Below are 14,913 nucleotides of genomic sequence, written 5' to 3' on the forward strand. Positions count from 1 at the left end.
GAGTCGGGAACATGATATCCATGAACAGAAAGAGAGAAGGAGTGAAGAACCATGGAGACATTCGAGCAAAAATGTCAGTCGTTCATTCAGGAACGACGACCTGAAGTCGGTCCGATTCAATTCGAGTCGGCACGTACGTTTCTCAATGCACGCGGTTTAAGTGTCTACGAACGGATTTATCAAGGAAAAGAAGAAGTACGATTGGCGTTCGTCGAGCAGACGAACGGACAACAACTCGTTTCATTAATGGAAAATACATTCGGCAACGGACTGGTCTATTTTGTCTCAACGGCAACCGCGACATGGGATGGCGACCGTTTTGGTGAATACACGTTTTAAGTACATAGGGAGTCCCAGTCGATGACTGGGGCTCTTTCGTGTCGAAACCTAATCCTCATCCCGTTCGTAAGGTAGGTAAGTGACTCAATTGAAGGAGGAAACGATGTGTCATCACTTGAACAACCTAAAACATCGACACGGCGGCTTGCGACCGTCTCGTTGATTTTCATGGCGGTCGGATTCGTCGTCTCATTGCCATTTAAAGAAAATGCGTGGGTCTTTTGGCTCCAGAGTGGTTTTGAAGCCGGACTCGTCGGTGGGATTGCCGACTGGTTCGCGATCACGGCATTGTTTCGCCATCCGCTCGGCTTAAAGATTCCCCATACGAACCTGTTGCCGAAAAATCGGGAACGGGTCATCGAATCAATCGTTCATATGCTCGAGACGGACTTGCTGAATAAAGAGAGTATCGTCGCGAAGCTCCAGCATATGACGCTCGCAGACCGTGTCATCAAAATCTTACGTTCGATTCTCGTTCTGCCTGCTTTTCGAGCGACCGTTACCGAACTATTGGTCGGTCTGATCCGGAAATTACCGAAAGAGGCGATTCTTGAGTTTGCGAATACACGGGTGACGGAGACGATCAAAGCGTATCCGTCAAAACGGCTGGCGGTACGGGCGATGGAGTTAAATGAGGAACGTCGACTCGACGAGTGGCTGATGGATCAGTTACTCGGTTATGGGCAACGTCTGCTCGAAGACCCCGTCATCCGCGATCAGATTGGCCGCCTTGCCTATACGGCGATGATCGATCAAGAAAAGAATACGTTCTTACGTGTGACGGCGCGAACCGTCCAAAAAGTCTACTCAGAAGAAAAACTCAGTCTGGTCATTCAAGGTGTCTTGCTGACGGTCATTCAAGATATGCGACACGTCCATCACCCGAATCGTTTAGCGATTCTTGATCATCTGCGTCGTAACTTGGCACAGTTGTCGATTGATGAAGAGCGTCTAGCAAAAATCGATGCCTGGAAGGCAAGCGAGGTCGACCGGTTTGACTTCGTTCCGGTCATTGAACGCGCGTATGATGCTGGTCTGATCGAACTCGAACGCTACTTGACGTCAGATGCCTTCTGGACGGAACGGGCGATGCCGATGCTTTCGCGCGCTTTAGACGACTGGGAACAGCATCCGACGTTCAAGGATAGCAGTGATCAATGGATGAAGGAGCAACTCGTTCGTTTCGTCGAACAAAATCACCAAAAAATCGGTGGACTCGTCCGTGAGAACTTAAACCGCTTCGATACCGAGACACTAATTCATATGATCGAGGATAAGGTCGGCAGTGACTTGCAATGGATCCGGGTCAACGGAGCCTTGTGTGGATTCATCATCGGTCTGATTCTTGGTGCAATCAAGGTATTCGTCGGATGAGCCGCTGGACATATGATCTGACGTTGTCGGAAGCATTTGATTTTAAGGGTGTTATGTCTCGTTTGACGGAAGACCCGTTACAAGTCGAACGTGCAGGGCGACTCATGGTTCCAGTCTTCATCAACGATCAGGCGTACATCACGACGATAGAAGCCATCGATGGTTACATGTTGCGGATTGACGGTTCAGGACCACAAGCAGCGGTGCTGACGCAACTCAAGCGACGCTTTCGACTTAGTGAGCCGAATCCTGCGCAGCGTCTCAAAGCGACGTCGTTACACGCGATCGTCGAACGGTTCGGCGATGAACGACTCGTGCTGGATCATTCACCATTCACGGCCTTGATCCGTTCAATCATTCATCAACAAATCAATCTGATGTTTGCCCATACATTGACGGAACGTGTCTTTCGAACATTCGGAACGGTCCAAGACGGGATCATCCTTCCGCCGACACCGCGCCAATTAGCTGCTGCGCGTCGTGAGGACTTGCTCGCTCTGCAACTATCAGGACGTAAAGTCGATTACTTGCTCGGCGTAGCGACGGCACCGATTGATTATGATGGATTGACGTCAGCGACTGACGCAGAAATTGCTGAGACGTTGATTGCACTGAAAGGCGTCGGACCATGGACGGTTCAAAACGTCCTGATGTTCGGATACGGTCGTCCGGATCTCTTTCCGGCATCGGACATCGGGATTTTACGGGCTTTTGAACGGTTACTCGGGTATCGACCATCGGTGGAAGAAGCGACACGACTGGCGGAAGAATTTGCTCCTGTCCGCAGTCACGCCGCCTATCTATTATGGCGTTCGATTGAATAAGGAACTATTCTTGTCACTCTATCGCGAGAACGGTATAATGAATGCGACAGAACGAGGAATCGTTCAGAATGCTAAGGGAAGCGACGTGTTCGCTAACGATAGAGGGGACGAATGTGGATGTATACAGATGAACAAATCATCGAAAAAGCCAATGAAATCGCCAAAATGATTTCAGAGACACCGGAAGTAGAACGATTTAAAGCGGCAGAAGCCAACATCAATGGGAATGAAAAAGTCCAAAAGATGATGAAACAAATCAAGTTCCTTCAAAAAGAGGCAGTCAACTGCCAACATTACGGCAAAACAGAAGCACTCGCACGTGTCGAAGCGAAGCTCGATAAATTGTTCGCTGAGCTCGATGAGATGCCTGTCGTCCAACAGTTCCAAGAAACACAAGAAGAAGTCAACGGACTTCTCCAATACATCACGGTGACGATCTCGAACGGGATTACGGATCAAATCATCGAAGCGACGGACGGAGATGTTCTCGCTGGTAAGACAGGTAGCGGCATGGAAGCAGAAAACAAAAGCGGCGGTTGCGGCTACTAATCACGAAATGAACGAAAAGCCGACGGACATCCGTCGGCTTTTTCTACGAATGAGGTGGAAGAATGGAAGCAGTACACAACACTCCGATGATGAAACAATACTTCTCGATCAAGGCGGATTATCCGGATGCCTTTTTGTTTTATCGGCTCGGTGATTTTTACGAATTATTCTTTGAGGATGCCAAAATGGTCGCCCATGAACTGGAGTTAACGCTGACGGCGAAAAATGGAAAGAACGCGGAACATCCGATTCCGATGTGTGGCGTGCCTCATCACGCAGCGAACGGCTACATCGAACAGTTGATCGAGCGTGGTTATAAAGTGGCACTTTGTGATCAAGTCGAGGATCCGAAGTTGACGAAAGGACTCGTCAAACGCGAAGTCATCCAAGTCATCACACCGGGAACGTTGATGTCCGCGTTGACGGAAAAAGAGAATCGGTACTTAGTCGCGGTCGTCGAACAGGACGGTCGTTTTGGGATTGCTCGCGGTGATGTCTCAACAGGTGAGAGTGCCTTGACAAGCGTTGCGACACTCGACGGTGTAGTCAAAGAACTGAGCATCATTTTGCCACGGGAAATCATCGTCACGACAGAGGAACACGAGACGGCGCTCGCGCACTTACGGATTCCACTGACGCGTAGTTCTCGGCGCGAATCGCATCCGCACGGGGATCGTGCGATTGATGCAGCCCAAGCGGAAGCCTTTGCGGTGCTCTATGCCTACATGCACGATACACAAAAAAGAGCGTTGACACATCTACAACCCGCTGTCGTCTATAAAGCGAATGACTTCATGCAACTCGAGCCAAATACGGTCAAGAATCTCGAACTCGTCCGCTCGGCACGGACAGGAGACAAAAAAGGTTCGTTGCTTGGTTTACTTGACGTGACAGGTACAGCGATGGGCGGACGGATGTTGAAACGCTGGCTTGAAAAACCGTTGTTATCGGAACGCGTGATCACCGAGCGGCTCGACGCTGTCGAGGAATTGTTGCAACACTACTTCGAACGTCAGCAATTAAAAGATACGTTACGCGAAGTCTATGATCTCGAGAGACTCGTCGCAAAAGTCGGTTACGGTACGGCTTCAGCGCGCGACCTCGTTCAATTGAAGTCGACGTTACGGCTGATTCCCCGCATTCAATCAGCGCTCGAGGAGATGATGAGCGAACGTCTTGGTCAGCTCAGTCTCGGACTCGATCCGCACGACGAATTGAGCGATTTGCTCGATCGTGCTTTCGTTGAAGCACCACCAATCTCAACGAAAGAGGGCGGAATGATTAAGGCTGGTTATTCCCCAGACCTCGACGAGTTACTCGTCGCCTCAAAAGACGGAAAGACATGGCTTGCGACACTTGAAGCCAGTGAACGGGCAGCAACCGGAATCAAGACGTTGAAGATCGGCTACAATCGCGTCTTCGGTTATTACATCGAGGTCTCACGAGCCAATGCCAAGCTGTTGCCAGAAGGACGGTATGAACGGAAGCAGACACTCGCCAATGCCGAACGGTATATCACACCGGAATTAAAAGAAAAAGAAGCGCTGATCCTAGGGGCGGAAGAGAAGAGTGTCACACTCGAGTACGATCTCTTCTGTGGAGTGCGCGATGAAGTCAAAGGACATATCGAAAGCTTGCAACGGGTCAGTCGCCGGATCGCGGAACTCGACGTCCTCGTCGCACTGGCTGAGATTGCCGAGACGCATGACTACGTCCGACCAATCACGACGACAGGACGAACGGTTGATATTCAGCAAGGACGTCATCCGGTCATCGAAACAGTCTTACCGCGCGGTGAATACGTCGCGAACGGGATCACCTTAAACGAAGGACGCGAGATGTTGTTGATCACTGGACCGAACATGTCCGGTAAATCGACCTATATGCGACAGTTCGCCTTGATCGCCTTATTGCATCAAATTGGCTCGTTCGTACCAGCTGCTCAAGCGGAACTGCCGATCTTCGATCAAATCTTCACGCGGATCGGGGCGGCAGATGACCTCGTCAGTGGACAGTCGACATTCATGGTCGAGATGGTCGAGACACAAGAAGCGTTGACGCGTGCGACGGACCGGTCGTTGATCCTGCTAGATGAAATTGGTCGCGGGACCTCGACGTACGACGGGATGGCACTCGCACAAGCAATCGTTGAACACATCGCCCGGCACGTCGGGGCGAAGACGCTATTTTCGACTCATTATCATGAACTGACGGTGCTCGAAGAATCGATTGATCGATTAGCGAACGTTCACGTCCGTGCCGTTGAACAAGATGGGCGTGTCGTCTTCTTGCATGAAGTACGCGACGGAAAAGCCGACCAATCGTACGGAATCCATGTCGCGCGGTTAGCTGATTTACCGGACAGCTTGATTGAACGGGCGCAAGTCCTCTTGTCCGAGTTCGAGCAGGCTGAGCCTGTTCCGGTCGCAGTACCTGTAAAAGCTCCTGTTCAGGAGGAGCCGATTGATCAACTCAGTCTGTTCTCAGATGCGGATCCTCTGCGAGAGACGATGGCGAGTCTTGATTTGATCAATATGACGCCGCTCGAGGCATTGAATACGCTGTATCGTCTACAAGCCGAAGCGAGAAAGTGAGGAGAATGCAGTGGGAATCATTCGTGAATTATCCGATAGTTTAGCGAACCGGATCGCGGCGGGAGAAGTCGTCGAACGACCAGCGTCGGTCGTCAAGGAACTGGTCGAGAACGCACTTGATGCCGGTGCGACCCAAATCGATGTCGAACTCGAAGAAGCTGGAATGAAACGGATGACGATCCGCGACAACGGACACGGGTTTTACCCGGATGATGCTGAACTGGCTTTCGTCCGTCACGCGACGAGTAAGATCAAGGATGAGCATGACTTATTCCGAATCAAGACACTTGGTTTTCGCGGAGAGGCACTTGCCTCGATCGCGTCCGTCAGTAAAGTGACGTTGAAGACGAAACGTGAGGACGCGGAAGGGATTCAAGTGACGCTTGAGTACGGGACGGTCGTCGAACGGACACCAGCAGCAATGAACCGGGGAACGGAATTGACGGTCGAGCATCTCTTCTTCAACACACCGGCTCGATTGAAGTATTTGAAGACGACGCATACGGAGCTTGCGGCGATCACGGACGTGCTGAACCGGATGGCGTTCGCTCATCCAGACGTCAAGCTTCGGGCTACCCATGAAGGGAAGACATTGATCCAGACGAACGGATCAGGAGACGTCCGGCAAGCGCTGGCAAGTGTCTACGGTCACCAGACGATCCAAGGGACGTTAGTCGCAAAAGGTGCGAATGCCGATTATCAATTGACGTGTCATCTCGTCAAACCGGAAGTGACCCGTGCCTCAAAGAATTACATCACGTTGATTTTGAATGGACGTTCGGTCAAAAACTTCGCCCTGACGCAAGCGGTCTTGAACGGTTACCATACGTTACTACCGATCGGGCGGTATCCGATTGCAGTCATCGAGGTGACGATGGATCCACTCTTGATCGATGTCAACGTTCACCCGGCGAAACGAGAAGTCCGTCTTTCAAAAGAGATGGAGCTTTGCCAGTTGATCCAGGAGACGATCAAGATGACGCTCAGCCGGGAGACGCTGATTCCGAAAGTGACGCTACCGAAACCAAAAAAGGATCCGAGTAGCCAGGAAAAACTCGATTTTTCTTACGTCGCGGAACCAGTCGAAGAGACATCATCGCGAGCGGTCTGGAATTATCCGATTCCGAAAAAGCCGCAAGAAGACGATCGACCACCTGTCGAGAAATCATTACCGTTTAGCAACGAGGATGATCTGTTCGAACCTCTCAAACCGGTCAAGCAGGACTTTGTCGAACCGATTGAGGAATCACCTGCGCGTCCTCGCTTTCCGCATCTCGACGTCATCGGTCAACTCCATTCGTCCTATATCGTCTGTGCCGGGGAAGACGGGATGTATATGATTGATCAACATGCGGCGCAAGAACGAATCAAATACGAAACGTATAAGGTCATGTTCGGTCGACCACCGGAACAGCGGCAGCAATTGCTCTTACCGTATACGTTTGAAATCTCGTCGGATGATATGAAACGGATGGATGAAGTCCTTCCGTTGCTAAAAGACGTCGGCATCGAGTTCGAAGCATTCGGTCCACAAAGCTTCATCGTCCGAGAAGTTCCGACGTGGTTCCCCTCCCATCGTCAGGAAGAGACGATTCAGGAATTACTCGATGAAGCATTGATGAAGCGAAAAATCGATCTCGAGACGTACCGGGAAGATGCCGCCATCATGATGGCATGTAAGAAATCGATCAAGGCGAATCATCCGTTGAACGATGAGATGATGCGTCGGTTGATTGACGATCTAGCGAAAACGGAGATGCCGTTCACATGTCCACACGGACGTCCAGTCATCATCGAATGGACGACGTATGAACTCGAGAAGTTATTCAAACGGGTCATGTGATTTTGCTAAGGAATAAAACATGTAAGTATAAATAATTTTAAATTCTCTAGATATAGTTAGATGAGCAATCTTTCTATTGATAGAGAATTTTTATATAGAAAAATTGTTTGATCAGAATAATTTTTCTGAAATAATGAAAAAATAGAAATAAATGCTATAATTACAAAGTAAAAGTTTAACTAATACATATATTGCAAAGGGGTAAGGAAATATTTACTATGGGAAAAAAACTAATTAAAAAAAAGATGATTTTATTTATTGTAACTTTATTAGTTATTGGGGGAGGAGTTGCGAGTTACTTAGTAATTAAAGAGAAAAAAAATCAACAAGCAATTATTAGAAAAGAAAAAAAAGAACAACGAGAGAAAGATTACCTTACTTTAATGAATAATACTGTAGAAAATCTAAATACTCTAAGTGATACTTCTAACGATGTAATTGTAATGTATAGTGACGTTTGGAATGCTTCTATTGAAAATAATTTAAGACTAAGTTCTCTTGCAAATTATCTTGGAGTAGATGAATCGTCAGTTGAGAATAATGCACCAGAGGATGGAACGCGTTTTAATAATAGAGGTCGTTATATTGAAAGAGGCGAATTTAGCGCGGCATTAGAAACTGTTCATGGTGTGTTAGAGGACGAGGGTATATATAGTAGTATGGAGGATGCACAATTTACTATTGATGAGAGTGTAAATAAATTAAAAAATCCACCTGAAAAATATATGGATCTATATTTAGATTTTAAAGAATACTATTCAAATTATTCTACTTATTCTAGCTTAGCCAAAGAACCATCGGGTTCTTATTTGACGTACACAAAGGATACTAGCGAATTGAAAGTAAATCTTGAAGCTGAATATAATTCATTGTCGATTAATTTTAAATAAATTGTTAAAAGTTAAATATAAGTAATTTTGGAAGAGATGATTACTTATTTAGAATTAAGTCTAAGGTTGATTGTTGAGGAAAAGAGGCGGATAATAAGACCCGAAACTGTTAATAAGGGGACCTTTATCATGCTGTCACGCTTTATGCGTATCATTCAAATCATTGCTCAAATCGCACTTATTTTTTGTTTTTCACTCAGTGGGGACTGGGTGAGCGAAACTTTCCAGTTACCATTACCCGGTAACATCATCGGCTTGATTCTTCTGTACGTGACATTAAAAAGTCGACTGCTTCCTCTCGTCGCTGTTGAACGGGGCGGAACCTTTCTGCTGTTCGTCATGCCATTATTCTTTGTCCCAGCACTGTCCGGAATCATGGATTATACAGCATTCCTTCGAACATCTGGTCTTCAAGTCCTATTAATCGTCGTCGTCAGCAGCCTCCTGACGTTAGTCGGCTCAGCGTATATCGTCGACCGCTTAGCACACCGGAAAGAGGCGGTGACACCACATGAGTGAGACACTGTTCTGGATCATTTTGACCATTCTTTTATTCAGTGGCGCAATGTTCATTTACCAACGGCATCCTCGTGTCTGGACGTTACCGATCCTGACAGTGACGGCTGTCCTGATTATCATCCTCATCTATAGTGGGGTCTCACATGCAGAATATATGCAAGGGGGACAGTACTTGTCGAAGATGCTCGGTCCAGCGATCACGGCATTTGCGATTCCGCTCTACCGCGTCCGACATCACGTTCGCCGTTTTCTACCGGAAATCGGACTTGGTGTCTTGCTTGGAACATGTATTGCAATGAGTTCAGATCTATTACTCGGTCTGCTGCTCCATCTTGAGCGGACGACGAACCTTGCCCTGTTACCGAAATCAGTCACGTTACCTGTTGCCTTGGCGATTTCGCAAAAAGCAGGTGGGACGACGACGCTAACGGCAGCCTTCGTTTTATTGACGGGGTTAACCGGATCGATCGTCGGTCCAAAACTCATGACAGGACTTAAGATTCGTCACTTCGTTAGCCGTGGCGTCGGCTTAGCATCGATTGCCCACGTCATGGGCGCGACGAAATCAATGAGTCTTGACCAACGTGAAGGGGCGGTCGGTCTGCTGACGATGGTCTTGACGGCCGTCTGTGCTAGCGTCATCGCACCGTTTTTAATCACATGGTTATATGGGTAAACACTCTGTTTTTTCAACGGAGTGTTTTTTTGTAACCGATTGAAACTTGTCGACCACTTTTGCAGTATAGTACAACAGAAAACAGGGTGGAGGAGAATAAGATGATCATTTGGATTAACGGTACGTTTGGTGTCGGGAAGACGACGGCAGCCAAAGGGTTACAACAACGCTGGAGCGGATCACACATCTTTGATCCAGAGGAGACAGGCTATTTTTTACGAGCGCAACTGCCGGAAAACAAGGATGATTTTCAGGATGAGCCGTTGTGGCGCGCGTTCAATCGACAGCTCCTCGAGCAGCTCGATACGGAAAAGGCGCGGATCATCGTACCGATGACATTGACGAATCCAGCGTACTTTCAGGAAATCATCGGTACGTTACGAGCGAACGGGCATGACGTCCGTCATATCGCCTTGATGGCGAAGGAGACGACTGTCAAACGTCGGTTGATTAGCCGCTTCGAGCATCCGAATTCATGGGGTGGTCAACAGGCAGAACAACGCTTACGTCAACTGACCGATCCATTGTTCAGTCAACAGATCGAGACGGATGATCTGATGAAAGGACAGATCGTCGATGCGATTGCCCTCGTGACCGGGATTGGACTCTCGCCTGCCCGACCATAAAGGATTCAAGAAAGATGTTTCCGGGAATCATTAGATGATAATAGATGAGGAGGAAACAATCTTGAACGAAGGGCAACTTATTGCTAGGAGGATTTATGAATATGAAACACTGGATGACTGAGAAATTGGGCAGACAGTTGATGGCGATTTTTTATAGTGTCTTTGCACTAAGTGTCATCACATCGGTTGCCAGTTATTTATACGTGGATAATGCAGACAGTCGGACGAAGGAACAAGTACTCGACCAGTTACAAAAGACACAATGGTTCTGGTTCTTGAACTTGATGATATTTTTATTTTGTCTATTGTTCATCGTTCGCCCATTGATTCATCGGGTGACGTCACAACTCCGCGAATTAAACGTTAAGAGTCGTCGCCTTGCAGAAGGCAAGTCGATTTCGCTCGAGCATGACGTCGACAGCCATAATGAAGTCGGTCAATTAACGGCATCATTTTACCAGATGGCACGGTCGATCTCTTCTCAACATGCGGAACTGTCAGATAAGAATCAAGAGATGGAGCTTAACCAGAAGGTCTTACAACAGAAGCAGAACGAGCTCGAACGCGCCTTGGAAGTGACACGGACGAATGAGCTACATTTACAAGATCGTAATGAACTGATCGAAACGCTTGCTTCAAAAGAGAGTTTGTTTGATTATTCCTCTGTCATCAGTACGATCGTGCGGTTGACGAAGACAGAATTCGGTGCCCTCTTACTGATTAAGAATAATGAGATCGCGCAAGTCGTTCCAAAAGAAATGACGGAGGATCAGCAGGAGAGCTTAAAAACAGAATCATTGCTACTGAAACGCGTCATGATTTCAAAGGAAACGGCACATTCCTCGAAAAAGGTCGCGAATGATGATCTCATCAAGTATCCGTATCACGTCTATGAAGGTGTCATCCCAATCATGGACCCGGCGAAGGAAGAATTGATTGCTTGTCTCTATCTGGCCCGCTTTGATGCGCCATTCAATCAAAAAGACTTGGCGGAGCTTGAATCGTTCTCAAAACAGATCGCCATTTCATTAATGCGAATGTCACTCTATGAACAGATGGAATACGAACGAAAAGAGACGGCACAACTGTTGAATTCCGTTCGGGAAGCGATTCTCTACATCAAACACGAAGAGAAGACGATCTTAGGAAATCAGGCGTTATTCGATATCTTCCAGTCGTTACAAGTCGAAGAAGACAACGATTCGATGACCTTCCTCGAAGTCCGACCGGAAACGATGTTCGAGCAGATGGATCAAAAGGAAGCGTTTGAAGCATACTTTGAAGAAGTCTTATCGGGTGAGATTCCGGAGGGCATGTTTTCCTTGTCGATCGACCAAGGTGAATACTTCATTCAAGTCTATGCCGAAGCCATTGCGCACGGGGGACATTCAAAAGGAACGATTCTCGTCTTCCGTGACGTCACGGCTGAGACAGAAGTCGACCGCGTGAAGTCGGAACTCGTCTCAACGGTCTCGCATGAACTTCGAACACCGCTCTCTTCAATTTTTGGCTTTACGGAGCTAATGTTGAAACGGGATTTGGATCCTGAGCGGAACAAGCGATACTTGCAGACGATTCACGATGAATCAAAACGTCTGACCGATCTCGTCAGTGACTTCTTGAACGTCCAGCGGATGGAGTCAGGAAAGCAAGAGTATGACAAACAAATCTTTGACCTGAAAGAAATCGTCAAGGAACAAATTCAGTTCTATCAAGCAGCGACGGAGCAACACAGTCTGAAACTTGATTTGAATGATGAACAGGACTTCATGGTCGAGGCAGATGCGAACAGCATGAAACAGTTACTCGGTAATCTCTTGAATAACGCGGTGAAGTACTCACCGGACGGCGGGGATGTCGTCGTGACGATGACTCACCAACACAATCAAATCGAACTCAGCGTTCGCGATTTCGGGATCGGGATTCCAAGCCATTCGATGCCGCATTTATTCAGCAAGTTTTACCGGGTCGACAACTCAGACAGCCGAAAGATTGGCGGGACAGGTCTTGGATTATCAATCTGTAAGGAAATCGTTCGCGCACATGATGGCAATATCGAAGTCGAATCGATCCTTGGAGAAGGAACGGTCTTTCGGGTCAAATTGCCGAGTGCGACAGACGCGTTACTCGAAGCAGAATGAAGAGACGAAGAAGAGGCGATATCATGCGCCTCTTCTTTTTTGTCGTTTCACGTGTGAGATTCGTCCAAATTCATGCGTTTGGCTAAAACGAGTAAGATGCAGACATTTGAACGATAAATCGAACAGATTGATGACAGAACGGCTGAAACAGTTGAAAAAATCGTAAATTGTGCAGGGATTGCGAACGTTTCTGTACTCTCGCTATAGTGATTATAAAAAAGCGTGAGAGGAAGAAGAATCATGGAGAGCTTAGAAGCGTTACTCACACCACCGCAAGATATCGAACAAGAGAATGCAAACATTGATGGCAAAACACCGCTTGCGAAATTACAGCGGATTGCTGGGGAAGCAGCGCGGCAGATGATGCGACGACATCTCGAAGCAGATGTCTTGCAGGCGCTTGACGACAACATCTTGTATATCCACGACGCCGATTATTACGTGACCGGTACGACGACGTGTGCTCAGATTCCGCTCGGTCAGCTACTCTCGAACGGATTTCAGACGACACACGGTTCAATCCGACCAGCGCAAGACATCCGTTCTGCCCTCGCCCTTGCGGCAATCATCGTCCAAGCGAATCAAAACATGCAGCATGGCGGACAAGCCTTCGCGACCTTTGACGATGATGTAGCGCCATTCGTCGAAAAGACCTACCAACGCGAATGGACCAAACTAAACGCCCTTGTGCCGCATTGGAAGCGACGCAAGCGGGAGCGGCGCGCATGGCAGGAGACGTATGAAAAGACGTTTCAGGCGTGCGAAGCGTTCATCCATAATACGAATTCGATGCATTCACGCGGCGGTGGACAGGTGCCGTTTTTATCCGTCAATTATGGGACGAATACGACGCAGGCAGGGCGGCTCTTTCAGCGCGCCTTGCTGACAGCGACGGAACGAGGGTTAGGAAGAGGGGAGACGCCGATCTTTCCGATTCAAATTTTTAAAGTCAAACAAGGCATCAACCTGTCACCGACGGATCCGAACTACGATTTGTTTCAACTTGCCACCCGCGTGACAGGAAAACGATTGTTTCCGAACTTTGCGTTTCTTGATGCACCATTTAACTGTCAGGAGCAACCGGGGGGAGCAGAAGTCGCGTATATGGGATGCCGGACCCGTGTGTTTGAAGATCGTGGAGACATCCCGTCCGTCACAGGTCGAGGCAACTTATCGTTTACGAGCATCAATCTCGTCCGTTTGGCACTTCAGAGTCAAACCGTCGATCAAATGTTCGAAGCCGTCCAAGAGACGACAAGACTTGCATGCCGGCAACTCATCGCGCGTTATGAGTTCCAGGCAAGTCGAACGGCTGACGAGTTTCCATTTTTATATCAACATGTCTGGAAAGACGGTGAGATGCTAAAAAGTACGGATCAGGTGGGTCCGGTCCTCAAGCACGGGACGTTAGCAGTCGGCTTCATCGGTCTCGCGGAATGTTTGACCGTTTTGACGGGCAATCATCATGGGTATTCCGAACTGGCGCACCAGATTGGTATTGCCTTGATTCAAGCGATGCGAACGGTCGTCGACAACTATGGCGAGATGACGGGATTGAACTTCAGTTTACTGGCAACTCCAGCTGAAGGGTTATCAGGTAAGTTCACACGTCGTGATGCTAGTGACTTCGGTGAAATCAAAGGAGTGACTGATCAGCCGTATTACACGAACTCCTTTCATATCCCTGTCGATGCGCCCGTGACGATCCGTGAAAAGATTCAACTCGAAGCACCGTTTCATGCATTATGTAATGGTGGACATATCACCTATGTCGAGACAGATGGTGCCCTTGCTGGAAATCCGCAAGCGATTGAAGACATCGTTCGTTTGATGGCGGAAGCTGGAATCGGCTATGGGTCAATCAATCATCCCGTCGATCGTTGTCTTGATTGTCGAACGGAGCAGACAATCGAGGATCAGTGTCCGGTTTGCGGAAGTAGATCGATCGAACGGATTCGACGCATCACAGGATATCTCGTCGGTACACTGGACCGTTGGAATGAGGCAAAACGGGCTGAAGAGCAGAATCGGGTGAAGCACGATGTTACGCGTTCTTTCCCTTCATCCTGATTCTGTCGTTGATGGACCCGGTTTGCGAACGGTCCTGTTTCTTGCCGGTTGTCCACACCACTGTGTCGGCTGTCATAATCCGTCCTCCTGGGATCCGGCAGGTGGAGTGGATTGGACGATTAAAGAAACAGTGGAACGGATTCAGGCGATCGGAAATCGTCGTTTAACATTATCCGGCGGCGAGCCGATGCTTCAAGCGGCAGCACTTGTGCAACTTCTCGAACAACTTGGACCAGATTATGACGTCATTTTATATACTGGCTATTTACTAGAGGAAATCTTACAGCGTCGACGGTGGCATCCACTAATACTGCGACTAGACGGACTCATCGATGGTCCGTTCATCCTGTCGAAACTCGACCGAACGACACGTTTTCGGGGCAGTACAAATCAACGAATTTATGATCGACAGCAACTGCAAAAAAGAGTGTTACACGAAAACAAAAACTCCCCCGTCTGAATAGACAG

General features: G+C 48.2%; 13 protein-coding genes. All 13 read left to right on the forward strand.

What is annotated here, in order from left to right; translation table 11 throughout:
* Window positions 1-51 precede the first annotated feature (51 nt).
* The 13 genes from L985_RS05700 (at window position 52) to L985_RS05760 (ending at window position 14,905) form a co-directional block, all read left to right on the forward strand.
* Window positions 52-339 (forward strand): hypothetical protein, encoded by a 288-nt coding sequence (locus tag L985_RS05700; RefSeq protein WP_029341204.1) that lies wholly within the window; start codon window positions 52-54, stop codon window positions 337-339.
* A gap of 105 nt (window positions 340-444) precedes the next feature.
* Window positions 445-1,713 carry a DUF445 domain-containing protein gene (locus L985_RS05705; RefSeq protein WP_035398181.1) on the forward strand — a complete coding sequence of 423 codons (1,269 nt, stop codon included), beginning with the start codon at window positions 445-447 and terminating at the stop codon, window positions 1,711-1,713.
* Entirely contained in the window at window positions 1,710-2,537 is an 828-nt protein-coding gene (locus tag L985_RS05710; RefSeq protein ID WP_052169382.1) for a DNA-3-methyladenine glycosylase family protein, read from the forward strand. Before L985_RS05705 ends, L985_RS05710 begins: the two co-directional genes overlap by 4 nt.
* A 111-nt stretch (window positions 2,538-2,648) precedes the next feature.
* Window positions 2,649-3,086 carry a YlbF/YmcA family competence regulator gene (locus L985_RS05715; protein WP_023467714.1) on the forward strand — a complete coding sequence of 146 codons (438 nt, stop codon included), beginning with the start codon at window positions 2,649-2,651 and terminating at the stop codon, window positions 3,084-3,086.
* 62 nt (window positions 3,087-3,148) lie between these two features.
* Window positions 3,149-5,680 carry a DNA mismatch repair protein MutS gene (mutS, locus tag L985_RS05720; RefSeq protein WP_069940394.1) on the forward strand — a complete coding sequence of 844 codons (2,532 nt, stop codon included), beginning with the start codon at window positions 3,149-3,151 and terminating at the stop codon, window positions 5,678-5,680.
* A gap of 10 nt (window positions 5,681-5,690) precedes the next feature.
* Window positions 5,691-7,523 carry a DNA mismatch repair endonuclease MutL gene (mutL, locus tag L985_RS05725; RefSeq protein WP_047391093.1) on the forward strand — a complete coding sequence of 611 codons (1,833 nt, stop codon included), beginning with the start codon at window positions 5,691-5,693 and terminating at the stop codon, window positions 7,521-7,523.
* Between the two features lie 218 nt (window positions 7,524-7,741).
* A complete protein-coding gene (locus L985_RS05730; protein WP_047391098.1) occupies window positions 7,742-8,413 on the forward strand; it encodes a hypothetical protein in 672 nt (223 codons plus the stop codon).
* A 129-nt stretch (window positions 8,414-8,542) separates the two neighbouring features.
* Window positions 8,543-8,932, forward strand: coding sequence for a CidA/LrgA family protein (locus L985_RS05735; RefSeq protein WP_052169383.1), 390 nt, complete (start codon window positions 8,543-8,545; stop codon window positions 8,930-8,932).
* Complete coding sequence (locus tag L985_RS05740; RefSeq protein ID WP_029341209.1) at window positions 8,925-9,608, forward strand: LrgB family protein; 684 nt, start codon at window positions 8,925-8,927, stop codon at window positions 9,606-9,608. The genes L985_RS05735 and L985_RS05740 overlap by 8 nt, the downstream gene beginning before the upstream one ends.
* Before the next feature lie 101 nt (window positions 9,609-9,709).
* Window positions 9,710-10,234, forward strand: a complete 525-nt coding sequence (locus L985_RS05745) for an AAA family ATPase (protein WP_047391102.1) — start codon at window positions 9,710-9,712, stop codon at window positions 10,232-10,234.
* Window positions 10,235-10,335: 101 nt separating this feature from the next.
* Window positions 10,336-12,375: an ATP-binding protein gene (locus L985_RS05750; RefSeq protein ID WP_047391105.1), complete on the forward strand. Its 2,040-nt coding sequence runs from the start codon at window positions 10,336-10,338 to the stop codon at window positions 12,373-12,375.
* 240 nt (window positions 12,376-12,615) lie between these two features.
* The gene (locus L985_RS05755) at window positions 12,616-14,445 is read left to right on the forward strand and encodes an anaerobic ribonucleoside triphosphate reductase (RefSeq protein ID WP_047391109.1); all 1,830 of its coding nucleotides are present in this window, start codon (window positions 12,616-12,618) and stop codon (window positions 14,443-14,445) included.
* A complete protein-coding gene (locus tag L985_RS05760; RefSeq protein WP_047391112.1) occupies window positions 14,417-14,905 on the forward strand; it encodes a 4Fe-4S single cluster domain-containing protein in 489 nt (162 codons plus the stop codon). Before L985_RS05755 ends, L985_RS05760 begins: the two co-directional genes overlap by 29 nt.
* The last annotated feature ends 8 nt before the right edge of the window (window positions 14,906-14,913 follow it).

This window comes from Exiguobacterium sp. ZWU0009 (genome assembly GCF_000798935.2).
In the GTDB taxonomy this organism is placed as follows: domain Bacteria; phylum Bacillota; class Bacilli; order Exiguobacteriales; family Exiguobacteriaceae; genus Exiguobacterium_A; species Exiguobacterium_A acetylicum.